Annotated in this window: 23 protein-coding genes; 19 read left to right on the plus strand and 4 right to left on the minus strand. The window is 72.6% G+C overall.

The window, feature by feature from the left end:
- Positions 1-108: 108 nt before the first annotated feature.
- From hpnC to QSJ97_RS02410, 6 genes are all read left to right on the plus strand, one after another.
- Complete coding sequence (gene hpnC / locus QSJ97_RS02385; RefSeq protein WP_285669938.1) at positions 109-990, plus strand: squalene synthase HpnC; 882 nt, start codon at positions 109-111, stop codon at positions 988-990.
- Positions 987-1,913 carry a squalene/phytoene synthase family protein gene (locus QSJ97_RS02390; RefSeq protein ID WP_285669939.1) on the plus strand — a complete coding sequence of 309 codons (927 nt, stop codon included), beginning with the start codon at positions 987-989 and terminating at the stop codon, positions 1,911-1,913. Before hpnC ends, QSJ97_RS02390 begins: the two co-directional genes overlap by 4 nt.
- The gene (hpnE, locus tag QSJ97_RS02395; protein ID WP_285669940.1) at positions 1,906-3,183 is read left to right on the plus strand and encodes a hydroxysqualene dehydroxylase HpnE; all 1,278 of its coding nucleotides are present in this window, start codon (positions 1,906-1,908) and stop codon (positions 3,181-3,183) included. The genes QSJ97_RS02390 and hpnE overlap by 8 nt, the downstream gene beginning before the upstream one ends.
- Before the next feature lie 63 nt (positions 3,184-3,246).
- On the plus strand, positions 3,247-5,232 hold the full coding sequence (gene shc, locus QSJ97_RS02400) for a squalene--hopene cyclase (protein ID WP_285669942.1): 1,986 nt from the start codon (positions 3,247-3,249) through the stop codon (positions 5,230-5,232).
- Positions 5,233-5,335: 103 nt separating this feature from the next.
- Complete coding sequence (locus tag QSJ97_RS02405; protein WP_285669944.1) at positions 5,336-6,061, plus strand: phosphorylase family protein; 726 nt, start codon at positions 5,336-5,338, stop codon at positions 6,059-6,061.
- Between the two features lie 109 nt (positions 6,062-6,170).
- Complete coding sequence (locus QSJ97_RS02410) at positions 6,171-7,640, plus strand: FAD-binding oxidoreductase (RefSeq protein ID WP_285669945.1); 1,470 nt, start codon at positions 6,171-6,173, stop codon at positions 7,638-7,640.
- 160 nt (positions 7,641-7,800) lie between these two features.
- Here the strand turns inward: QSJ97_RS02410 and QSJ97_RS02415 are convergent, their stop codons facing one another.
- A complete protein-coding gene (locus QSJ97_RS02415) occupies positions 7,801-8,007 on the minus strand; it encodes a cold-shock protein (RefSeq protein WP_285669946.1) in 207 nt (68 codons plus the stop codon).
- A 228-nt stretch (positions 8,008-8,235) separates the two neighbouring features.
- On the opposite strand from QSJ97_RS02415, the gene miaA reads away from it, so the two are divergent.
- The 11 genes from miaA (at position 8,236) to QSJ97_RS02470 (ending at position 18,892) form a co-directional block, all read left to right on the plus strand.
- A complete protein-coding gene (miaA, locus tag QSJ97_RS02420; RefSeq protein WP_285669947.1) occupies positions 8,236-9,192 on the plus strand; it encodes a tRNA (adenosine(37)-N6)-dimethylallyltransferase MiaA in 957 nt (318 codons plus the stop codon).
- A 268-nt stretch (positions 9,193-9,460) separates the two neighbouring features.
- On the plus strand, positions 9,461-10,063 hold the full coding sequence (locus tag QSJ97_RS02425) for a hypothetical protein (protein ID WP_285669948.1): 603 nt from the start codon (positions 9,461-9,463) through the stop codon (positions 10,061-10,063).
- A gap of 46 nt (positions 10,064-10,109) precedes the next feature.
- Positions 10,110-10,913: an NAD-dependent epimerase/dehydratase family protein gene (locus tag QSJ97_RS02430; RefSeq protein ID WP_285669949.1), complete on the plus strand. Its 804-nt coding sequence runs from the start codon at positions 10,110-10,112 to the stop codon at positions 10,911-10,913.
- Between the two features lie 466 nt (positions 10,914-11,379).
- Entirely contained in the window at positions 11,380-13,155 is a 1,776-nt protein-coding gene (locus tag QSJ97_RS02435; RefSeq protein WP_285669950.1) for an acetolactate synthase 3 large subunit, read from the plus strand.
- A gap of 71 nt (positions 13,156-13,226) precedes the next feature.
- The gene (locus QSJ97_RS02440; protein ID WP_285669951.1) at positions 13,227-14,477 is read left to right on the plus strand and encodes a glycosyltransferase family 87 protein; all 1,251 of its coding nucleotides are present in this window, start codon (positions 13,227-13,229) and stop codon (positions 14,475-14,477) included.
- Between the two features lie 127 nt (positions 14,478-14,604).
- Entirely contained in the window at positions 14,605-15,183 is a 579-nt protein-coding gene (gene ilvN, locus QSJ97_RS02445; protein ID WP_285669952.1) for an acetolactate synthase small subunit, read from the plus strand.
- A 1-nt stretch (position 15,184) separates the two neighbouring features.
- Positions 15,185-15,817 (plus strand): hypothetical protein, encoded by a 633-nt coding sequence (locus QSJ97_RS02450; RefSeq protein WP_285669953.1) that lies wholly within the window; start codon positions 15,185-15,187, stop codon positions 15,815-15,817.
- Positions 15,818-15,885: 68 nt separating this feature from the next.
- Positions 15,886-16,908 (plus strand): ketol-acid reductoisomerase, encoded by a 1,023-nt coding sequence (ilvC, locus tag QSJ97_RS02455; RefSeq protein WP_285669954.1) that lies wholly within the window; start codon positions 15,886-15,888, stop codon positions 16,906-16,908.
- A gap of 89 nt (positions 16,909-16,997) precedes the next feature.
- A complete protein-coding gene (locus QSJ97_RS02460) occupies positions 16,998-17,285 on the plus strand; it encodes a hypothetical protein (RefSeq protein WP_285669955.1) in 288 nt (95 codons plus the stop codon).
- Positions 17,286-17,353: 68 nt separating this feature from the next.
- Positions 17,354-17,761, plus strand: coding sequence for a PIN domain-containing protein (locus QSJ97_RS02465; protein ID WP_285669956.1), 408 nt, complete (start codon positions 17,354-17,356; stop codon positions 17,759-17,761).
- Positions 17,762-17,773: 12 nt separating this feature from the next.
- A complete protein-coding gene (locus QSJ97_RS02470; RefSeq protein ID WP_285669957.1) occupies positions 17,774-18,892 on the plus strand; it encodes a THUMP domain-containing class I SAM-dependent RNA methyltransferase in 1,119 nt (372 codons plus the stop codon).
- A gap of 25 nt (positions 18,893-18,917) precedes the next feature.
- Here QSJ97_RS02470 and QSJ97_RS02475 read toward each other — a convergent pair whose 3' ends face one another.
- Positions 18,918-19,508: a hypothetical protein gene (locus tag QSJ97_RS02475; protein WP_285669958.1), complete on the minus strand. Its 591-nt coding sequence runs from the start codon at positions 19,506-19,508 to the stop codon at positions 18,918-18,920.
- A gap of 134 nt (positions 19,509-19,642) precedes the next feature.
- Entirely contained in the window at positions 19,643-20,452 is an 810-nt protein-coding gene (locus QSJ97_RS02480; RefSeq protein ID WP_285669959.1) for a DUF2189 domain-containing protein, read from the minus strand.
- Positions 20,453-20,645: 193 nt separating this feature from the next.
- Between QSJ97_RS02480 and QSJ97_RS02485 the strand changes: the two genes are divergently transcribed.
- On the plus strand, positions 20,646-21,068 hold the full coding sequence (locus tag QSJ97_RS02485) for a bleomycin resistance protein (protein ID WP_285669960.1): 423 nt from the start codon (positions 20,646-20,648) through the stop codon (positions 21,066-21,068).
- A 91-nt stretch (positions 21,069-21,159) separates the two neighbouring features.
- Positions 21,160-22,113, plus strand: a complete 954-nt coding sequence (locus tag QSJ97_RS02490; RefSeq protein WP_285669961.1) for a radical SAM protein — start codon at positions 21,160-21,162, stop codon at positions 22,111-22,113.
- Positions 22,114-22,595: 482 nt separating this feature from the next.
- Here the strand turns inward: QSJ97_RS02490 and QSJ97_RS02495 are convergent, their stop codons facing one another.
- Positions 22,596-23,492: a polyprenyl synthetase family protein gene (locus tag QSJ97_RS02495; protein WP_285670110.1), complete on the minus strand. Its 897-nt coding sequence runs from the start codon at positions 23,490-23,492 to the stop codon at positions 22,596-22,598.
- Between the last annotated feature and the right edge of the window lie 10 nt (positions 23,493-23,502).

The following is a 23,502-nucleotide window of genomic DNA, read 5'->3' on the forward strand; positions in this document are numbered from 1 at the left end:
GGGCGGCGATTGTCTTCGCGCACGCAAAAGTCTACTGTGCCGGCCAATCCGGGACAAGGCACCGAGACGGTCGAGAACATGCAAGAACCCCTGGGGTCCGATCTGGCAATGCCGGCGATCGCTGCCGCGGCGCAGGCCGAGCCGGAGATCCTCGCGCCCTCGGGCAAGGATGCGGCGGGCGAGAACTTTCCCGTCGGCTCGCGGCTGATCGCGCCGGCGCTGCGCCCGCATGTGATGCGCTACTACGCCTTCGCCCGCGCCGCCGACGACATCGCCGATGCGCCGGAGCTTTCGCCGGACGAGAAGGTCCGCCGGCTCGACCTGATGGAGGCCGGGCTCGCCCCCGCCGCGCGCTGGCCGGCGGTGGCGGTGCGCCTCGGCGAGAGCCTGCGCGAGACCGGGGTGCCCGTGGCCCATGCCTCGGACCTGCTGGTCGCGTTCCGCCGCGATGCCGGCAAGGCGCGCTATGCCGACTGGGCCGAGCTGCTCGATTATTGCCGCTATTCCGCGCATCCGGTGGGGCGCTTCCTGCTCGACCTGCATAGCGAGGCGCCCGAGACCGGCGCGATGGGCGATGCGCTCTGCGCCGCGCTGCAGGTTCTCAACCACCTGCAGGACTGCGGCGAGGACCGCCGCGCGCTCGACCGGGTCTACCTGCCGCAGGACTGGATGGCCGAGGAGGGCATGGCGCTCGGGGATCTCGACGCGGCCGCCGCCTCGCCGGCGCTGCGCCGGGTGATCGGGCGCTGCCTCGATGCCTCCGACGCGCTGCTCGACCGGGCCGCGCCGCTCTCGCGCGCGATCCGCTCGCGCCGGCTCGGGGCCGAGGTCGCGGCGATCCAGCGGCTCGCCCGGCGGCTCTCGGCGCGGCTGCGGCGCGAGGACCCGCTGGCGCTGCGCGTCAAGCATTCGCGGCGCGATCTGGCGCATGGCGCGCTGGCCGGGCTGCTGCGCGCGGCCGGGCTCTCGGCGCTGGCGGGGCCGGCATGAGCGCCCGCTCCGGCATCGAGGCGCTGGCGCCGAGCCCGATCGAGCCGGGCACCGACCCGGCCGCCATCGCCGCGGCGATCACCGCCGGCGCCCGCACCTCCTTCGCGCAGGGCATGCGCATCCTGCCGCGGCCGCGGCGCGAGGCGATGTGGGCGCTCTATGCCTTCGCGCGGGTGATCGACGACATCGCCGACGAGGACTGGCCGCTGGCCGAGAAGCACCGGCTGCTCGACGACTGGCGCTGCGAGATCGGCGCGCTCTACGAGGGCCGCCCGGTCTCGGCGATCGGCCATGCGCTGGCCGGCCCGGTGGCGCGCCACGAGCTGCCGGAGGCGGAGTTCCTGGCGCTGATCGAGGGCATGCAGATGGATGCCGACGGGCCGGTAATCGCGCCCTCGATGGCGGAGCTGCGCCGCTATACCCGCCGGGTGGCGGGCGCCGTGGGGATGCTCTCGATGCGGATCTTCGGGGCCTGGCGCGGCGAGGTCTCCGAGCGCTTCGCGCTGGCGCTGGCGGATGCCTTCCAGCTCACCAACATCCTGCGCGACATCGAGGACGATGCCGCGATGGGCCGGCTCTATCTGCCGGCCGAGCTGCTGGCGGCGCATGGCGTGCCGGCGGATCCGAAGGCCGCGGCGGTGCATCCGCGGCTGCCCGAGGTCGCGCAGGAGATCGGCCGGCTGGCGCGGGCCGAGTTCGCCGCCGCGCGCAGCCTCGTGGGCGCGCATTCGCGGCTGCGGCTGGCGCCGGCGCTGCTGATGATGGGGGTCTATTCGGGCTATCTCGCGCGGATGGAGGCGGCCGGCTTCCGGCGCGGCACGCGGGTGCGCCTCAGCGGGCGGGAGAAGGCCTGGCGCGGGCTCCTTTGCGTGCTGGCGCCGGGGGGCGCGGCGCGGCCAGCCGCGGGGGCCGCCCATGGCTGAGTCGCGGGCCGGGCGGGTGCATGTGGTGGGCGCCGGGCTCGCCGGGCTCTCGACGGCGCTGCGGCTGGCCGAACGCGGCGCGGCGGTGACACTGCACGAGGCGCAGCGCCAGGCCGGCGGGCGCTGCCGCAGCTTCGACGACCCGCGCCTCGGCCGGCGCATCGACAACGGCAACCACCTGGTGCTGAGCGGCAATGCCTCGGTGCGGGCCTATCTGCGCGCGATCGGCGCCGAGGACCGGCTGGTGGCGGAGCCCGAGGCGGGCTTCGCCTTCGTCGATCTCGCCACCGGCCGGCGCTGGCGGGTGCGGCTCAACGACGGGCCGGTGCCCTGGTGGGTCGGCACCGCCTCGCGGCGCATCCCGGAGACCACCGTGGCGGACTATCTCTCCGGCGCCTGGCTGGCGCTGGCCGGGCGGGGCGCCACGGTGGCCGAGGCGATCCGCGCGCGCGGGCCGATCTGGGCGCGCTTCTGGGAGCCGCTGACCCTGGCCGCGATCAACACGACGCCGGAGCGGGCCTCGGCGCGGCTGCTCTGGCGGGTGCTGGCCGAGACCTTCCTCAGGGGCGGCGCCCATGCCCGGCCGATGCTGGCGCCCGGCGGGCTCGGCGATGCGCTGGTCGGCCCGGCGGAGGCGGCGCTGGCGGCCCGCGGCGTCGAGATCCGCTTCGGCCGGATCCTGCGCGCGGTGGAGCGGGAGGGGGGCCGCGCCGCGACCCTGCGCTTCTCCGACGGCGCCGAGGCGCTCGGCCCGGCGGACCGGGTGGTGCTGGCGCTGCCGCCCTCGCGGCTCGCCCCGCTGATGCCGGAGCTCGCGCTGCCGGATGACGACTGCGCGATCCTCAACGCCTTCTTCGTGGTGCCCGAGGCGGCGCGCGCGGCGCTCGACCGCGCGGCGCCGATCACCGGCGTGCTCTCGGCGCGCACCCACTGGATCTTCCGCCGCGGCGACGTGGTGAGCCTCACCGTCTCGGCCTCCGACCGGCTCGGGCTCGACCGCGCCGACCCGGCGGAGCTGACAGCCATGCTCTGGGCGGAAACCCGGGCTGCACTTGGCCTTGGCGCGGAAATGAGTTACGCGAACGCACGGATCAACAAGGAACGCCGCGCGACCTTCGACCAGTCGCCAGCCGGCGTCGCGCGGCGCCCGGCGGCGCGCACCGGGCTCGGCAATCTCTGGCTGGCGGGAGACGCGACGGATACCGGCCTGCCCGCGACCATCGAGGGCGCGATCCGGTCGGGCGAGACCGCGGCTCGGCTGGCCGCCTGAGCCGCCCGGACGGCGGATAGACGACCATAAAAGACGACCCGATCGAGGGACAAAGGTGAGCAGATGAAGGACCAAAGCCTCAGCGGCGCGGCCACGGAGCCCGACTGGGAGACCGCGGCGCGTCCGGATCGCGGCCGGCTCCGCCGCCTTATCGAGGAGCGCACCGACAAGCTCTGGGGCCTGCAGAAGCCGGACGGGCACATCGTCTTCGAGCTCGAGGCCGATTGCACGATCCCCGCCGAATACGTGCTGCTGCGCCATTTTCTCGGCGAGATCGACGCCCCCCGCGAGGCGCGGCTGGCCCGCTACATGCGCCGCATCCAGAACCCGGACGGCTCCTGGCCGCTGTTCCACGAGGGCGCGGGCAACATCTCGGCCACGGTCAAGGGCTACTGGGCGCTGAAGCTGATCGGCGACGACCCGGAGGCGCCGCACATGGCGCGGGCGCGCTCCTGGCTGCTGGGGCAGGGCGGCGCGGCGCGGGCCAACGTGTTCACCCGGATCATGATGGCACTGTTCCGCCACATCCCCTGGAAGGGGATGCCCTGCATGCCGGTGGAGGCGATGCTGCTGCCGCGCTGGTTCCCCTTCCACATGAGCAAGATCGCCTACTGGTCGCGCACCGTGCTGACGCCGCTGCTGATCCTCTATGCGCGCCGGGCGCGGGCGGTGAACCCGACCGGGCTCGGCATCGAGGAGCTGTTCCTGCGCCCGCCGGCGGAGGAGCCGCAATGGCAGGTCAACCCGGCCGGCTCGCGGCTCGGCGATGTCTTCCTGGTGCTCGACCGGGTGCTGCACAAGGTCGAGCCGCTGGCGCCGCGCTGGCCGCGCGAGCGCGCGGTGAAGGCGGCCGAGGAGTTCATGCTCGCGCATCTCAACGGCGATGACGGGCTCGGCGCGATCTATCCGGCGATGGCCAATGCGGTGATGGCGCTGCGGGTGCTCGGCTATGCCGACGACCACCCGGCGATGCGCACCGCCCGCGACGCGGTGGAGAAGCTCGTCGTCGAGCGCGGCGAGGGCGACGAGGCGGAGACCTATCTGCAGCCCTGCCTCTCGCCGGTCTGGGACACCTGCCTCGCCGCGCAGGCCTTCCTCGAGGCCGGCTGCCGCGACGATGCCCGGCTGACCCATGCGCTCGACTGGCTGGCCGACAAGCAGATCCTCGAGCATGTCGGCGACTGGGCGGTGCGCCGGCCCGGGGTGCGGCCGGGCGGCTGGGCGTTCCAGTACGAGAACCCGGATTATCCCGATGTCGACGACACCGCGGTGGTGGCGATGGCGATGCACCGGGCCGATCCCGAGCGCTACGCGATGAATGTCGACCGGGCCTGCGAATGGATTGCGGGGATGCAGTCCTCGAGCGGCGGCTGGGGCGCCTTCGACCCGGAGAACGAGCACTATTATCTCAACGCCATCCCCTTCGCCGATCATGGCGCGCTGCTCGACCCGCCGACGGTGGATGTCACCGCGCGCTGCGTCGGCTGCCTCGCGCAGGTCGATCGCGCGCGGTTCGCCGGCGAGATCGCCCGCGGCATCGCCTTCATCAAGCGCGAGCAGGAGGCCGATGGCAGCTGGTTCGGCCGCTGGGGGGCGAACTACATCTACGGCACCTGGTCGGCGCTGGTGGCGCTGAACGGCGCCGGCGAGGACATGGACCAGCCCTATATCCGCAGGGCGGTGGACTGGCTGAAGGCGCGCCAGCGCGCCGATGGCGGCTGGGGCGAGGGGCTCGAGACCTACGAGCCCTGGGGCGCCGGACATGCCGTCGCCTCGACCCCGTCGCAGACCGCCTGGGCGCTGCTGGCGCTGATCTCCGCCGGCGAGGTGGAGAGCCGCGAGGTGGTGAAGGGGGTGCGCTGGCTCGAGACCGCGCCGCGCGAGGCCGACGGCCCGCGCTGGAAGGAGGCGCACTGGACCGGCACCGGCTTCCCGCGGGTGTTCTATCTCAAGTATCACGGCTATGCGGCGTTCTTCCCGCTCTGGGCGATGGCGCGCTACGAGCAGGTTTCGGCGGCCAACGACCGCAAGGTGCGATGGGGGATCTGAGGGCCGGCGCCCGGGCGATGGGGGGTGGCGGACGGCCCACCCGCCCACCCCCGCCCGCCACCCCCCATCGCCCTCCGGCAAAGCGCGCGCGGGAGGGCGGGCCATGGCGATGATCACCCCGGTCAACCTGCCGCTGCAGGAGCCGAAGCTCGGCATCCTCTGCGGCCTCGAGGACGAGCTGAAGACGCTCGGGGGCTGGCGCCGGCACAAATGGGTGGTGGCGGCGGCCACCGGGGCCAATCCGCGGCGCACCAGCCGCGCCGTGCTCGGCATGTGGCGCGAGGGCTGCCGGATGCTGCTGTCCTGGGGCGTCGCCGGCGGGCTGGCGGCGGAGCTCGAGCCGGGCGACCTGATCCTGCCCGACGGGGTGGTGCTGCCGGACGGCACGGTGCTGCCGCTGGCCTCGAACCTGCTGCCCGAGGCCGGCGCCGGGCCGGACGAGCCGGCGATGCTGATGGCGGGTTCCGACCGGATGGTGCTGCGCGCGGCCGACAAGGCGGCGCTGCTGGCCGCGACCGGTGCCGTGGCGGTGGACATGGAGACCCATCTCGTGGCCAGGGCCGCCGAGGAGGCCGCCTATCCGGCGATCGCGATCCGCGCCATCGCCGATCCGGCGGGGCTCGACCTGCCGGCGTTCCTCGAGGGCGCGGTGGGCAGCGACGGCACCCCTCGGATCGGCGCGGTGCTGGCCGGGCTCGCCGGCAGGCCGGCGGCGCTGCCGACGCTGCTGAAGCTGCGGCGGGCCTACCGGAGCGGGCTCGATGCGCTCGACGAGGCGGCGCGCAGCGACACCATCGGCCGGCTGCTGGAGGCGGTGCCGCGGATCTGAGGCGCGGCGCCGGGCGCCGGCGGCGCGCCGGGGCCGCCGCCCGGAAATTGTCATCCGAAACCGTGTCAACCGCCTTGCCCCCGGCGGGCAGGTGAATAGGATCGGGAGCATGAAGATCCGGACCCCTTCTCCCGATGCCATCAGCCATCTGCACGCCCTGATCGGCGAGGCCGGCCCGCCGGCCGACGGCGTCGCGCCGCGCTATCTCGCCGAGCCGCGCGACCGCTATCACGGCCGGGCGGCCACGGTGCTGCGCCCGCGCGACACCGGCGAGGTGGCGGCGATCGTCGGCTATTGCCAGGGCGCCGGGATCGGGGTCATCCCCTACAGCGGCGGCACCGGGCTGGTCGGCGGCCAGCTGGTGGAGGACGGCCCGCTGCCGGTGATCCTCTCGCTCGAGCGCATGGACCGGATCCGCAGCGTCAGCGCCGAGGACAACGCGATGGTCGTCGAGGCCGGCGCGATCCTCGCCGATGTGCAGGCGGCGGCGGCCGAGGCGAACCGGCTGTTTCCGCTCTCGCTGGCGGCGGAGGGCTCGGCCCGCATCGGCGGCAACCTCGCGACCAATGCCGGCGGCGTGCAGGTGCTGCGCTATGGCACCGCGCGCGAGCTCTGCCTCGGCATCGAGGCGGTGCTGCCGGACGGCTCGGTCCATCACGGGCTGAAGCTGCTGCGCAAGGACAACACCGGCTATGACCTGCGCCACCTGCTGATCGGCGCCGAGGGTACGCTCGGGGTGATCACCGCGGCGGCGCTCAAGCTGTTCCCGCGGCCGGCGGAGACGCTGACGGCGATGATCGCGGTGCCCGATCCGGCGGCGGCGGTGGCGCTGCTCGGGCGGCTGCGCGACCGGCTCGGCGACGGCATCTCGGGCTTCGAGCTGATCGGGCGCCTCGGGCTCCGCTTCCTGGCCGAGCATTTCCCCGAGCGGCGCGATCCGCTGGAGAGCGACCCGGAATGGCGCGTGCTGATGGAGATCGGCGCGCCGCCGGAGACCGGGCTGGCGGCGCGGGCGGAGGCGGCGCTGGCCGAGGCCTTCGAGGCCGGGCTCGCCACCGATGGGGTGCTGGCGAGCTCGCAGGCGCAGGCGCAGGCGATGTGGGCGATTCGCGAGACCATCCCGGAGGCCAACCGCCTCGTCGGCGCCATCGCCAGCCACGACATCGCGGTGCCGATCGGCAGCATCGCGGAGTTCATCGAGCGCGGGCGCGCGGCGATCGCCGCCGTCGATCCGGCGCTGCGGATCAACTGCTTCGGCCATATCGGCGACGGCAACCTGCACTACAACCTGTTCCCGCCGGAGGGCGCGACCAAGGCCGATTTCGTCCACCGGCGCGAGGCCGGCACGGCGGCGCTGCACGAGCTGGCGGTGTCGCTCGGCGGCACCTATTCGGCGGAGCACGGCATCGGGCGCGCCAAGCTGGCGGATCTGCAGCGCTTCGGCGATCCGGCGAAGCTGGCGGCGATGCGCGCGATCAAGCAGGCGCTCGACCCGGCCGGCGTGATGAACCCCGGCGCGGTGCTGCCTGCGGCGGTTCCGGACGCGCCGGCCGAGGCCGGCGGCGCGGCGGCCGGGTGAGCCGCCGCGACGGGCATTCCGGAGCATGTGTCACGCTCCCCGCCGGGCCGTCGCGGCAGGGGCCGCTGCGGCACGGGGCGGAAGGCGCGGCAGGGCAGGGGTCACCCGTCATGGCCGCCGGGGGCCGGCGGCGTGCGGGGCGGCCTGCGCTGGCGGGGGGTCAGATCGCGCGGATGTCGTCCGCCATCGGCCGGCCGTCTCGGCCGGAGCGGATCTCGAAGGCGACCTTCTGGTTGTCCTTCAACCCCTCGAGGCCGGCGGCACGGACGGCAGTGATGTGCACGAAGACGTCCTTGCCTCCCTCGTCGGGCGCGATGAAGCCGTAGCCTTTCTCGGAGTTGAACCACTTGACGGTTCCGGTGGCCATGTCGTCAGTCCTTTGTCACTACGGGCGGTGCGCCCAGTCTCTGTATAGACGCGCCCTCACGGCGGACGGAATTTTCAGGCACCACCCCGGCCCTCGGCGGGCCCGGAGACGTAGACTTGAAGGCCAATCCTTGCGAGCGAACGCAGCCCTTAAATACGCGATTCCCCCTTTCAAAGCAACGAAAGTGGTGCCAGGCGCGGCGCATCTTCCCCGGCGGCAGTCTGCCCGATGTCCCTGAGAAATAGAGCAGACGCGAGCGATCCGCCGATCCGGCCGGTGCTGGTCGCGGGGCCGACCGCCTCGGGCAAGTCGGCGCTCGCGCTGGCGCTGGCCGAGCGCTGCGGCGGCGTGGTGGTGAATGCCGACAGCCAGCAGATCTACGATGCCTGGCGGGTGCTCTCGGCCCGGCCGACGCCGGCGGAGGAGGCCCGCGCGCCGCACCGGCTCTATGGCCATGTCGGGCTCGAGACGAGCTTTTCGGTCGGCGCCTGGCTGCGCGATCTGGCGCCGGTGCTGGCGGCGGCGCGGGCGGCCGGGCAGCGCCCGGTGATCGTCGGCGGCACCGGGCTCTACTTCAAGGCGCTGACCGAGGGCATCGCGCCGATCCCGGAGGTGCCGCCGGAGGTCCGCGCCGCGGCCGAGGCGCGGCTGGAGCGGCTCGGCCTCGCGGGCTTCGCCGCCGAGCTTGCGGCGCGCGATCCGGAGACCGCCGCGACCCTCGATCGGGAGAACCCGATGCGGGTGCTGCGCGCCTCGGAGGTGCTGGACCACACCGGCACCGGGCTCGCCGAATGGCGCCGCCGCACCGCGCCGCCGCTGCTGCCGCTGGCGGCCTGTACGGCGGCGGCGCTGGCCCCGCCGCGGGACTGGCTCTATGCCCGCTGCGAGGCGCGCTTCGAGGCGATGCTGGCGGCCGGCGCGCTCGAGGAGGTGCGCCGGGTGCAGGCGCTCGGCCTGCCCGCCGCGGCGCCGGGGCTGAAGGCGGTGGGGGCGCCGGAGCTGATGGCGCATCTCTCCGGCGCGCTGACGCTGGAGGAGGCCGCCGGTGCCGCCAAGACCGCAACGCGCCGCTATGCCAAGCGCCAGCTCACCTGGGTGCGCAACCAGATGGCCGCCTGGCGCCGCATCGAGGCGTCGCTGACCGGGGCGCGGATCGAGGCGCTGGCGGCGGAACTCGCCGGCTGACTGGCGGAACCGGGCCTCCGCGCCATATCGCAGGCTGGGTTCGCCCCAAGCTGCCGAGGTGCCGAGATGACCGATCCGACGCTCCAACCCCGCCACCTGCCCTGGGAGGGCCTGCGCGGCTTCGCCGCCTTCGCCGGCCTCGCGGTGCTGCTGCTGCTGCGCCTCTGACCGGCGCCCGCCGCCCCGCATCCGGCCCGCCCCGCACTTGACCGCCGGCCGTGCGCGCCCGATGCTGGGCAGCACGCATCAGCGACAGGGAGGCGGCGCCATGACCGGACGGACCGGCGGGATCGCGACCCGCGCCCGCTTGCTCCCAATGATGCTCCCCGCGCTGGCCCTCGCCGGCTGCATGGCGGGCACCGACCCGGATGCGCCGGAACAGCCGCCGCTGGAGACCGTCTCGCTCGACTGGCAGGTGACGCCCTATGGCGCCTGCGTGGCGACGCCGCCGCCGGTGGCCTATCGCCCGGCGCCGGCCTGCGACCCGGTGGCGACGCTGCCGGGCTACATCTTCCTCGGCATCCCCTATCTCGGCGCGGCGCTCAGCGTCGGGCAGGCGGCGGCGGTGGCCGATGCCTCGGCCTGCCAGGGCGAGGCCGCCTCGGCCGCGATCCACAACCGCCGGGTGGCGACGCTGCTGGCCCAGCAATGCATGGAGCCCGGCGATGTCAGCGCGATGCAGGCGGTGCTGGCGCGGCTCGGCCTGCTCAGGGGCTCCGCCACCGGGGTGCTCGACGACCGCACCTATCGCGCCATGCAGGGCTGGTCCGCCGGCGGCGACGGCAGCGTCGAGCTCGCCCCCACCAAGGAATTCGCAGCCCGGGTGATCGCCTCGGCCGAGCCCGGCCCGCCGGCCCGCGTGCTGCGCTGAGGGCCGTCCGGCCCGCCATTGCAAACCACAACGACAGGAGACGACCATGGCGCGCTTCGAGCGATTGCTGATCACGGGGGCTGCCGGCGCGCTCGGCTCGGTGCTGCGGGAGGGGCTGGCACCGCTGGCCACCACGCTGCGGCTGACCGACCGGGCGGACCTGGCCGCGGCCGGCCCGCACGAGGAGGTGATGCCGGCCGAGCTCGGCGATTTCGACCGGATCATGGAGGTGGTCGCGGGCTGCGACGCGGTGGTGCATTTCGGCGCCGCGCCGGTGGAGCGGCCCTGGGAGGAGATCCTCGAGAGCTCGATCAAGGGCGGCTACAACGTCTACGAGGCGGCCCGGCGCCACGGCGTGAAGCGCATCGTCTATGCCAGCTCGATCCACGCCGTCGGCTATGTCCGCCGCGAGGAGGGCGCCGACACCGACACGCCGCACCGGCCGGACACGCTCTACGGCGTCTCGAAATGCTTCGTCGAGGATCTGGCGAAGATGTACTGGCACAAGTTCGGCATCGAATCGGCGCTGCTCAGGATCAACTCCTGCTTCCCCGAGCCCGTGGACCGGCGCCACCTCGCGACCTGGATGAGCCACCGCGACCTCGTGCAGCTGGTGACCCGCTGCCTGACGGCGGAAAGCATCGGGCACACGGTGGTCTACGGCATCTCCGACAATCGCGAGCGCTTCTTCTCCAACGAGAAGGTGCGCCATCTCGGCTATGTGCCGCAGGACAGCGCCGAGGTGCACCGGGCGCGGGTCGAGGCGGCCTGCGCGCCGGGCGACCCGGCCGATCCGGCGGTGGCCTTCGCCGGCGGCGTCTTCTGCACCATGGGCCATCCGGACGACTGAGCGCCGGGCCGGCCAGCCGGCAGGGCGGGGTGCCAGCCGGCCGGGCGGGGCGCCGGGCGGGGGCCGCGGGCCGCCCGCCCGGCGCCGTCGCGATGCCGAACCGATGCCGGATCGATACCGAATCCCCATGCCCCGGCCCGGCTTCGGCGGAGGATCTTGCGCGCACCCGGCCCCGGGCCTCAGAAAATGTCGCCGGGCACCGGATTGTCGCAGCGCAGCGGGTTGACCGGCGGCGCCGCTGGGGCTATCGAGATGCTGCACACGGAAGGGCGAACGATGGCACTCCTTATTATCGTAGGACAGGCGCGCGGGCACCGGGAGGGCTGAACCCTCCACGGAATGTGCGCGCGCGAGGGGCCCCGTCGGCCCCTTTTTTGTTGCGCGGCTCCCGGATGGGCCGCGCCAGTCCCCGGAGACCCGGCCCCCTCCCGAGACCACGAACCGGCCAGCCGAACGGAGAGAGACCATGGCGGACGAGATGGCAGAGCAGACCGAAGACCTGACCGGCGCGGAGATCGTTGTCCGCGCGCTCAAGGATCAGGGGGTCGAGGTGGTATTCGGCTATCCGGGCGGCGCCGTGCTTCCGATCTACGACGCGATCTTCAAGCAGAACGACATCCGCCACATCCTGGTCCGCCACGAGCAGGGCGCGACGCACATGGCCGAGGGCTATGCCCGCTCCACCGGCAAGCCGGGGGTCGTCCTGGTCACCTCCGGGCCCGGCGCGACCAATGCCGTCACCGGCATGACCGATGCGCTGATGGACAGCATCCCGATGATCGTCCTGACCGGGCAGGTGCCGACCTTCATGATCGGCAACGACGCCTTCCAGGAGGCCGACACGGTGGGCATCACGCGCCCCTGCACCAAGCACAACTGGCTGGTGAAGGACACCAACGAGCTGGCCGACACGATCCACCAGGCCTTCCATGTCGCCACCCATGGCCGGCCCGGACCGGTGCTGATCGACATCCCCAAGGACGTGCAGTTTGCCAATGGCAGCTACTGCCCGCCCGAGGGCGCGCGCACCAGGCGCTACAGCCCGCAGACCGTGGGCGACCCGGCGGCGATCGCCGAGGCGGTGCGGCTGATCGAGGCGGCCGAGCGCCCGGTGCTCTATACCGGCGGCGGGGTCATCAACTCCGGCCCCGCGGCGAGCCGGCTGCTGCGCGAGCTGGCGGCGGCCACCGGCTTTCCGGTCACCTCGACGCTGATGGGGCTCGGCGCCTATCCGGCCTCCGGCCCGCTCTGGCTGGGGATGCTGGGGATGCACGGCACCTACGAGGCCAACATGGTGATGCATGACTGCGACCTGATGGTCTGCATCGGCGCGCGCTTCGACGACCGCATCACCGGCCGGCTCGACGCCTTCAGCCCGGGCTCGAAGAAGATCCACATCGACATCGACCCGTCCTCGATCAACAAGAACGTCCGGGTCGACGTGCCGATCGTCGGCGATGTCGCGACCGTGCTCGAGGCGCTGATCGCCGAGTGGCGCGGCCGCGGCGCGAAGCACGAGACCGAGGCGGTGCGCAAGTGGTGGGCGCAGATCTCCGAGTGGAAGGCGGTGGACTGCCTGCGCTATGCCCGCTCGGAGAAGAGCATCAAGCCGCAGCACGCGCTGGAGCGGCTCGAGGCGCTGACCAAGGGGCATGACCGCTACATCACCACCGAGGTCGGCCAGCACCAGATGTGGGCGGCGCAGTTCCTCGGCTTCGACGAGCCCAACCGCTGGATGACCTCCGGCGGGCTCGGCACCATGGGCTATGGCCTGCCGGCCTCGGTCGGCGTGCAGATCGCCCATCCCGAGAGCCTGGTGATCAACGTCGCCGGCGAGGCGAGCTGGCTGATGGTGATGCAGGAGATGTGCACCGCGGTGCAGTATCGCCTGCCGGTCAAGCAGTTCATCCTCAACAACGAGCGGCTCGGCATGGTCCGCCAGTGGCAGGAGCTGCTGCATGGCGAGCGCTATTCCCACAGCTATTCCGAGGCGCTGCCGGACTTCGTGAAGCTCGCCGAGGCGTTCGGCTGCAAGGGCATCAAGGTCGACGATCCGGCGGATCTCGACACCGCCATCGCCGAGATGCTGGCCTATGACGGGCCGGTGATCATGGATGTGCTGGTCGAGAAGCACGAGAACTGCTTCCCGATGATCCCCTCGGGCAAGGCGCACAACGAAATGCTGCTGGGCGAGGCCTCCACCGAGGATGCCATCGACGCCGGCGGCGCGATCCTGGTCTGAGGCGGGGGCCGTGGGCGCGCCTCTGCCAGCTTCGGGCGGGTGCGCCGCGGCCTGTCACCGGACCGGCGGCCATGAGCGCTGAACAGGCGCATGGCGCGCTCGCCGCCGCGGCCGGGGATGCCCGGCTGGCGGCGCTGGCGACGCCGGGGGTGAAGCGGCTGGCGCGGATCGTCCCAATGGCGGTGGGCGCGGTGCTGCTCGGCTATGCGGTGCTGGTGCTGCGGGCGCTGGCCGATCCCGAGGCGCCGGGGCTCGCCTTCGACTTCGCGGTGTTCTGGGCGGCGGGCGGCTTCGCCGCCGAGGGCCGGCCGCTGCTCGCCTTCGATCAGGCGGCGCTGGTGGCGCGGATCGGCGCCGACCCGACGGGCTGGCTGCCCTGGACCTCGCCGCCGGGCTTCCTCGCGCTGCTGACGCCGCTCGGCCTGCTGCCGCTCGGCCCGGCCTGGCTGGCCTTCCTGGCGGCCTCGCTCGGGGCGCTGGCGCTGGCGCTGCGGCCGCTGATGCGCGGGGCGCCGGGGCTGCTGCCGGCCTGCCTGCTGGCGCCGGCCTGCCTGCCGGCGCTGATGATGGGGCAGGCGAGCCTGCTCTGGCTGGCCGGGCTGCTGGCGGGTCTCGCGGCGCTGCTGCGCGGGCGGGCGGTGCTGGCCGGCGTGCTGATCGGCTGCCTTACGCTGAAGCCGCAGCTCGGGCTGCTGATCCCGGTGGCGCTGCTCGCCGCCGGGGCCTGGACGACGATCCTCGCCGCCACGGTCACCGCGCTGCTGCTCGCCGGGCTGCCGTTGCTGGGCTTCGGCGCCGGCTACTGGCCGCTGCTGGCCGAGCGCCTCGCCGAGCACTACGCGGCGATCACCGATGCCGCCCCGCGGCTGACCCGGATGGCCAGCCCCTACGTGCTGATGCGGGCGGGCGGGCTGGCACACCTGCCGGCGATCGCGGCGCAATGGGGGCTGACGGCGCTGGCGGCGCTCGCGGTCTGGAGCGCCTGGCGCCGGCCCGGCCTCGCGCCCGACCTGCGGGCGGCGCTGCTCTGCGCCGCGATCCCGGTGGCGACGCCGTATCTCTGGCACTACGACGCGGCGCTGGCGCTCGGCACCGCGCTCTTCCTGGCCCGCGCCGGGTTCGCCGCCGAGGGGCTCTGGGCGCGCGCCGCGCTGCTGCTGCTCTGGGCCGGGCCGGGGCTTGCGGTGGCGCTGGCCCTGCTGACCCCGGCGGGGCCCTGGATCACCCGCGCGGTGACCGGGCCGGTGCTGCTGCTCGGCTTCGCGCTGGCCGCCCGGGCCGCGCTGGCCCGCGGCCCCGCGCCCGCCGGGCCGCCGCCCTGACCGCCCCGACCACTGCCCCGACGGCGCCCTGACTGCCGCCCCCACCGCCCCACCGCCCGGCCCCGCCGGGACTTGCCAAGCCCTCCCGATCCCCGATACCACCGACGCGAAACCGAAGGACAGCACCATGTCTCCACTCGCCATCAAGCCCGGCACCTCGCGGATGAGCGCCTACAACCTGCGCTCCACGCTCCCCGACCGCGAGGAGCGCCACACCCTCACCGTGCTGGTCGACAACGAGCCGGGCGTGCTGGCGCGCGTGATCGGCCTGTTCTCGGGCCGCGGCTACAACATCGAGAGCCTCACGGTGGCCGAGACCGACCACAAGGGCCACCGCTCGCGGATCACCATCGTCACCACCGGCACGCCCGCGGTGATCGACCAGATCCATGCCCAGCTCGAGCGCATGGTGCCGGTGCACGGGGTCTCCGACCTTACCGTCGAGGCGCCGCATATCGAGCGCGAGCTGGCGCTGATCAAGGTCGCCTCGCAGGGCGAGTCCCGCGTCGAGGCGCTGCGCATGGCCGATCTGGTCGGCGCGCGCGTGGTCGACGTGACGCTCGAGAGCTTCGTCTTCGAGATCGCCGCCACCCAGGCCGACATCGACGATTTCGCGGAGCTGATGCGCCCGCTCGGCCTCGTGGAGATCGCGCGCACCGGCGTTGCCGCGATGCGCCGGGGGCCGGCCGGGGAAGGCGAGGACTGAGATGCGCGCAGCCGTTGCGCTCCTCTGCGGATCGCTGGCCGCCTGCGCCATGCCCGGGGACGGCGATCCCGCCCCCGGCGGCGCCGGGCAGGGCGCGCCCGCGGCCGGCGGCGGCGCCGCCGCGGCGCTGCCCGAGCCGTCGCTGCCGGCGCCGGTTCCCGGCGGGCAGGTTGCGCCGACCCGCCGGCCGCTCGAGCGCCCGCCCGAGCAGGTCGCGCCCGACATCTACATGGCCCTGCAGCAGGACAGCGCCGGCACCGTCTCGGTGATCTTCGCCATCGACCGCGCGAAGGACAACACGCCCTCCGACGACCCGGCGATCCGGCTCACCCCGGAGAACGGGCTGTGCAACCCGCAGCAGCTGCGCAATTTCGACTTCCCCGCCGTCTACGGCGCGCGCCCGGTCTATTCCGCGCTCGACGCGCGCGAGAACATCGGCGCGCGCGAGCTGCCGAGCTTCCTCGCCACCGCCGTGACGGTGGAGATGGTGCGCCTCGGCATGGCCCGCGAGCCCGACGACACCCGCCCGCAGAACCTCTGCTCCTTCGAGCTCTGGCGCCGCCTCGTCAGCGCCGAGTTCAAGGACCAGCTCGCCACCCGGCCGGCCGCCCCGGCCCCGCAAACTGGACAATGACCGGGCGCTCCGCTAACAGCGCTCAACCCCGCCAGAACCCGCCAACATCACCGTAGAGAGGGACCCCAATGCGCGTCTATTACGATCGCGACTGCGACATCAACCTGATCAAGGACAAGAACGTGGCCATCGTCGGCTACGGCTCGCAGGGCCATGCCCATGCGCTCAACCTGCGCGACAGCGGCGCCCGCAACCTCTGCGTCGCGCTGCGCCCGGGCTCGGCCTCGGCGAAGAAGGCGGAGGCCGAGGGGCTGAAGGTCATGGCCATCGACGAGGCGGCGAAATGGGCCGACCTCATCATGATGTGCATGCCCGACGAGCTGCAGGCCGACACCTACTACGCCCATATCCACGACAACCTGAAGGAGGGCGCCGCGATCGCCTTCGCGCACGGCCTCAACGTGCACTTCAAGCTGATCGAGCCGAAGCCGACCACCGACGTGCTGATGATGGCGCCGAAGGGCCCGGGCCACACCGTGCGCGGCGAGTTCGTCAAGGGCGGCGGCGTGCCCTGCCTGGTGGCGGTCGACAACGACGCCTCGGGCCGCGCGCTCGAGCTCGGCCTGAGCTACTGCTCGGCGATCGGCGGCGGCCGCTCGGGCATCATCGAGACCAACTTCAAGGAAGAGTGCGAGACCGATCTGTTCGGCGAGCAGGCGGTGCTCTGCGGCGGCCTGGTGGAGCTCATCCGCATGGGCTTCGAGACCCTGGTCGAGGCCGGCTATGCCCCCGAGATGGCCTATTTCGAGTGCCTGCACGAGGTGAAGCTGATCGTCGACCTGATCTACGAGGGTGGCATCGCCAACATGAACTACTCGATCTCCAACACCGCGGAGTATGGCGAGTATGTCTCCGGCCCGCGCATCCTGCCCTACGAGGAGACCAAGGCGCGCATGAAGGCGGTGCTCGACGACATCCAGCAGGGCCGCTTCGTGCGCGACTGGATGCTCGAGTGCAAGGCCGGCCAGCCCAGCTTCAAGGCGATCCGCCGCAACAACGACGCCCACCAGATCGAGGCCGTCGGCGAAACCCTGCGCGGCATGATGCCCTGGATCAAGGCCAACCAGCTCGTCGACAAGTCGAAGAACTGAACGCCGGGTCCTTCTGCGGGGCGGCCGGATGGATGGTCCGGCCGCCCTGTGCTATTCGTTGGGGTTCCGAACACCCGCGGAGCCGGACCATGAACATCGACGTCAAACAGGCCATCGCGATTGCGAAAGAATATGCCAAGGAGATCTTCGAAGATGAGGGGCTGGGTGCCCCTAGCCTCGAAGAGATCTGGTTTGATGATGAAAAGAACGAGTGGTGCGTAACGGTCGGCCTCCGCGTGGGGCCGATGGTCCGGATGGCGGAAGTCGCCGCGCAAATGGGAATGGCTGGTCGAGACAACATTGTCTACAAGACAGTGAGGGTTTCGGCGATTGATGGCACGCCGGTTTCCGTGACCATACGTGAGGTGGCTGCCTGAGTATGCGCAGAATTGCGTTGGATACCAATCTTCTTGTCCTTTACGTTGTTGGATCGGTAGCCCCACACTTGCTGAAATTTCCCCGGCGACATAAGCGGCTGGCGGAATATGATCCCGAGGCCTTTTTGCTCCTCTTGGAACAACTGGAAGGCGCCGATCTCGTCACCACGCCGAATGCCATGACAGAGGCGTCCAATCTCGTCGTCCAGGGGCTGCGCGGTTCGCTCCGGGCCGAAGTGCTGGCCGCCCTCGCGCGTTTCTCCGAACTGGCGCGAGAACACTATGAGCCCAGCCGTGGCGTCACGGAGGCTCCGGAATACCTGCGCCTTGGCCTCGCAGACACCGCATGGCTCGCGGTGCTTGACCGGGAAACGGAGTTGCTCACCGTCGATCTCGGGCTCTATCTCGCGGCGCTGGACCGGGGGCTCCCGGCCAGGAACTTCAACCACCTGCGTGATCCCGATGCCCGCCAGTAGGGGATCGACCACATGACCGACACATCGGGGCTGTTCCTTGCCTGTCCGCCGGGGCTGGAGCCGTGGCTGGCGGCGGAGGCGGCGGCGCTCGGGCTGGCGGGGGTGCGCGCGGTTCCGGGCGGTGTCGAGGCCGCGGGCGGGCTGGCCGAGGCGATGCGGGCCAATCTCTGGCTGCGGGGGGCGACGCGGGTGCTGCTGCGGATCGCCGAGTTCCGGGCGATGCACCTGGCGCAGCTCGACAAGCGCGCCCGGAAGATCCCCTGGGGCGAGATCCTGCGGCGCGACGTGCCGGTCTCGGTGGAGGCGGCCTGCCGCAAGTCCCGCATCTACCATGCCGGCGCCGCGGCGGAGCGCGTCGCCCGGGCGATCCAGGAGGGCACCGGCGCGCCGGCGAAGACCGGGCGCGGGCGCAACGGCATCGGCGTCTTCCTGCGCATCGACGACGATCTCGCGACGCTCAGCATCGACACCTCCGGCGAGCCGCTGCACAAGCGCGGGCACAAGCTGGCGGTGGCGCGGGCGCCGATGCGCGAGAGCATGGCGGCGTTGTTCCTCGCCGCCTGCGGCTACCGGCCGGGCGAGGCGCTGCTCGACCCGATGTGCGGCTCCGGCACCTTTCCGATCGAGGCGGCGGAGATCAGCGCCGGGCTGGCGCCGGGGCGGGGGCGGAGCTTTGCCTTCGAGCGGCTGGCAGCGGCGGACCCGGCGCTCTGGGCCGAGATGCGCGGCGCTGCCGGGGTGCCCGAAGGCCCGGCGCTGGCCTTCGGCTCCGACCGCGACGCCGGCGCGGTAAGCATGGCGCGGGAGAATGCCGGGCGGGCCGGGGTGGCCGCCCTCACCGCCTTCGCCGAGCGGCCGGTCAGCGAGATCGCGCCGCCGGAGGGCGCGGCGCCGGGGCTGGTGATGGTGAACCCGCCCTATGGCGCGCGGGTCGGCGCGGTGAAGGCGCTCGGGCCGCTCCATGCCGCGCTCGGCCGGGTGCTGACGGAGCGTTTCGCCGGCTGGCGGGTGGGGCTGGTGACCACCGAGGCCGGGCTGGCGCGGGCCACCGGGCTGCGCCTTGCCGAGCCCGGGCCGCCGGTGCCGCATGGCGGGCTCCGGGTGCGGCTCTGGCAGGCCGGGCCGCTCTGAGGCGCGGCCGGGGCCCGGCCCGCGCTCAGGGCTGCAGAAGGTAGAGCCCGCAGATCCCCTGGATGCGGTCGAGCTCGGCCTTGGTGTCGTGCTTCTTCGAGAGCCGGGAGATCTTCTCGCCATAATGCTGCGCGGTCCAGGGCAGGAGCTGCCGGACGACCTCGTCGGCGCGCTGCTGGCGGGCCTTGACCTTGCCGGCGGGCAGCGCCTCCTCGGCCGGCAGCAGGCGGGCGAACAGCATCTCGAGCTCGGACACGATCTTCGGCGCGAAGCGCTTCACGCCGGACTGCCAGATCTTCACATGCTCCAGCTCGTGCGCCTTGACCTCCTTGTAGCAGGTGGTGGCGGTGTCGATCGCCTTGTCGATCTTGATCTGGGTGGCGAAGGTGATGGTGGCGGCGATCGAGACCAGCCGCAGCGTGACCTCGGCGCCCTCGCCCTCGGTCTCCCAGACCAGCACCGGGTCGGTGATCTCCATCCGCGGGCTGGTGGAGCCGAGCACCTTGCGGCTCCGCTTCTTCTTCTCGTCCTTCTGGATCGTGCTGCCGGCGACCCGGCGCAGCTTCACCTTGCGGTCGAACTTCACCTCGATGGCATAATCGGTGGCGGCGGTCATCTCGCGCTCTCCCTGCGGCTTTCCGGTCGGTTCGCTCAAGGCCGGATATAGGGAGGGCGGCGGCCCGCGCCCGCGGTTTTACACGGGCGATACGCTTGTGCGCCGGCTGATACGCGGCGGATACCGGGGCCGGCTCAGGGCGCCACCAGCCGGCGGTAGAGATGCCAGCTGGCATGGCCGAGCAGCGGCAGCACCACCACGAGCCCGAGGAAGGCCGGCGCGCAGGCCGCCGCCAGCGCCGCCCCGAGGAAGGCCGCCCAGCCGAGCATCACCGCCGGGCTCGCGATCACCGCCCTGAAGGACAGCACCATCGCCGTGAAGAAGTCGCTGTCGCGGTCGAGCAGGAAGGGAAAGGCGATCACCGAGAGGCAATAGGCCACGCCGGCGAAGAAGGCGCCGAAGAGATGGCCGACGACCAGGAAGGTCAGCCCGTGCGAGGTGGTGAAGATCTGGTCCGCCACGTCCCAGAACCGGTCGACGCTGGCGGAGAAGTGGATCGCGAAGAGCATCACGCCGACCCGGCTCCAGACCGCCAGCCAGAACATCAGCACGAAGCCCTGATAGAGGATCTGCTTGCGCGCGGTGCGCCCGATCATCGCCGGCAGCTCGCCCCAGCCGAGGCGCTCGCCCTGCTCGCGGCGGCGTGAGATCTCGTAGAGGATCACCGCCACGAAGGGGCCGATCAGCGCGAAGCCGGTCACCACCGGGAAGGAGAGCCCGCGGTATTCCTTGAGCTCCAGCACCCAGAGCAGCAGCCAGCCGCCGGCGGCATAGAGCAGCCCGACGGTCATGCCCATCAGCGGCGCGGCCAGGAAATCGGCCCAGCCCGCGGCCAGCGCCGCGCGCAGGTCGGCCCATGTCGCCGCGCGCACCGCCGGCATGCCGCGGCTCTCGCGCCAGGGGCCCGTGTTCTCGGCCGGTCCGTCCGCCGGTGTCGTCGCCATCCTCGCCTCCCTGTCCTGCCCCCGGCCGGGGCGGCTCTGCCCGATTGTCGCATTGGCGCCGGCCCGGCCCGGTGGGGCAGGGGGACGCAGGGGCATCCTCGGCCATCGCGCCGCGCCCCGGCCTTGCGCTATATCAAGGCATGCGTGGCCTGGTGGCGACAGGCTCGCCGGAAAAACCGGAGCGGGAGGACCCATGCAGGCCGGAGAAAGCCTCGAAGAGACCGCCGCCGCCCAGGCGCGGGTCCGGGGCGTGAGCCCCATCGTCCCGGTGCGCCGGGTGGCGCGGTCCTGCGCCTTCTACACCGAGGTGCTGGGCTTCACCCTGCGCGAGCGCAACCCGGAGAACAGCTATGCCCTGCTCTCGCGCGGCGCGGCGAGCGTGATCCTGCTCGATCTCGACGATGCCCGCGCCCTGCGCGCCACGGCGGACTATTTCTCGGCCTATTTCTGGGTCGAGGATGTCGCCGCCTATCATGCCGAGATCGCGCCGCAGCTCGCCGGCCTCGGCGAGCGCCGGGTGCAGCCGCTCTTCACCAAGCCCGACGGGCGGCAGGAATTCCATGTCCGCGACCCGGACGGCTTCCTGCTGTTCTTCGGCGAGGCGCCGGCGGACTGACCGCTCCGCCCGGCTCACGGGACCGTCGATTGACAGCCGCGCGCGCCCGCGCCACTTCCGGGGAGACCAGAACAGGCCCCCGGGAGAGACCATGACCGCATCGCTCGAAACCGCCAGCCCGGCCGCGAAGTTCTCCGACCCCGAGCGCACCGCCAGCGGCGCGCCGCGCGCCCGCGTGGCGCTCGAGCGGCTCGAGACGCTCTGGTTCAACACCGGCACGCTCTGCAACATCGAATGCGCCAACTGCTACATCCTGTCGAGCCCGACCAACGATGCGCTGGTCTATCTCGGCGCCGCCGAAGTGGCGCGCTATCTCGACGAGATCGCGGCGCTGCGGCTCGGCACGCGCGAGATCGGCTTCACCGGCGGCGAGCCCTTCATGAACCCCGAGATGCCGGAGATGGCGGCGGATGCGCTGGCCCGCGGCTTCGAGGTGCTGATCCTCACCAACGCGATGCGGCCGATGATGCGCCCGCGGGTGCGCGCCGCGCTGGCGCCGCTGATCGCCGCGCATGGCGCGCGGCTGACCTTCCGGATCTCGCTCGATCATCACGAGCCGGCGCGGCACGACGCGGAGCGGGGCGAGGGCGCCTTCGCCGCCTCGCTCGAGGGGATGCGCTGGCTGAAGGCGCAGGGCGCGCGGATGGATGTCGCCGCCCGCACGATCTGGGGCGAGGCGGAGGCCGCCATGCGCGCCGGCTTCGCGCGGCTCTTCGCGGCCGAGGGCTTCGCCATCGACGCCGCCGACCCGGCCGCGCTGATGCTGTTCCCGGAGATGGACGAGCGCGCCGCGGTGCCGGAGATCACCACCGCCTGCTGGGACATCCTCGGCAAGTCGCCCTCCGAGGTGATGTGCGCGCATTCGCGGATGGTGGTGAAGCGCCGGGGCGCGGCGGCGCCGGTGGTGCTGGCCTGCACGCTGCTGGCCTATGACGAGGCCTTCGAGCTCGGCGAGCGGCTGGCCGAGGCGCAGGGCACGGTGCCGCTCAACCACCCCCATTGCGCCAAGTTCTGCGTGCTGGGCGGGGCGCGCTGCTCGGCCTGAGCCGCGCCGCGGAGCCTGGTCACGCGGCATCCTCCCGCCAGCACCGAGGCAAAAAAAGAGGCGGCTCGCGCCGCCTTTGGGTGGGTTTCGTCCTGTGTGTGGAGGTAGGACTGAAGAGTGGATGTGTCCGTACCGGTGCGGCCCTCTGGAGGATGGGCCTGAGCGACCGGACAAGGCCTTCTTATCTATTTCTGAAGCGCATTGCGCATATTCCTGTAGGCTCCCTTACGCATGCGAGCCGGGGGTGGAGCCCCGTTACCGGTCCGAAATCAAGCAGCGTTGAACCGGCCTGCCACGCATATTCCACTCACAGGGATTAGGTAGCCCGATTCCCGCCACATTTCAAACACAATCTTCGCCCCGATTGCCCAAATTGAGACGCGATGTTGGCCGCATTCCCCGTAAGCCCTTGATTTTCCTTGTGCCCAGATTTGGACACAATCGGGGAAATGTGGCGAGGGCGCCCAATTCGGCCGCCCGGCTCAGGAGCGCCGCTCGACCGTGAAGCGCGCCGCCGATTCGAGATGCCGCGCCTGCGGCCCGAGGAAGGCGAGCTCGGCCGCCGCCTCGCGCACCAGCTCCCCGGCGCGGGCGCGGGCGCCCTCGATGCCGAGGATGTCGACGAAGGTCGCCTTGCCGGCGCCGGCATCCTTGCCCACGGCCTTGCCGGTCTCGGCCTCGCTGCCGGTGACGTCGAGCAGGTCGTCGGCGATCTGGAACGCCTCGCCGAGCGCGCGGGCATAGGCCCGGATATGCGCCACCGTCGCCTCCGGCACCTCGCCGAGGATCGCCCCCATCTCCGCCGCGACCTCGATCAGCGCGCCGGTCTTGAGCAGCTGGAGCCGCTTGACCCCGGCGGCATCGAGCGGCACGGCCGCCGCCTCCGCGCCGAGATCGAGCGCCTGCCCGCCGACCATGCCGGCCGCGCCGGAGGCCTGGGCGAGCCGCAGGCAGAGCCGCGCGCGCACATCGCCGGAGGGATGCGTCGCCGGATCGGCCAGGATCTCGAAGGCCATCGCCTGCAGCCCGTCGCCGGCCAGCACCGCGGTCGCCTCGCTCCATTTCACGTGCACGGTGGGCTTGCCGCGGCGCAGCGCGTCGTCGTCCATGCAGGGCATGTCGTCATGCACCAGGCTGTAGGCGTGCAGGCATTCGACCGCCGCCCCGGCCCGCGCCGCCCGCGCCTCGGGCACGCCGCAGAGCCGGCCGACCTCCATGGCGAGGAAGGCGCGCAGCCGCTTGCCGCCGCCGAGCGTCGCATAGCGCATCGCGGCGCAGAGCTCGGCCTCGCCGGCGCCGCCGCCCTCGGCCGGCAGCAGGCGGGCGAGCTCGTCCTCGACCCGCGCGGCATGGGCGCTCAGCACCGCCGCGAACTCCATCGTGCCGATC

This window comes from Paralimibaculum aggregatum (assembly GCF_030270585.1).
GTDB lineage: Bacteria > Pseudomonadota > Alphaproteobacteria > Rhodobacterales > Rhodobacteraceae > Thermohalobaculum > Thermohalobaculum aggregatum.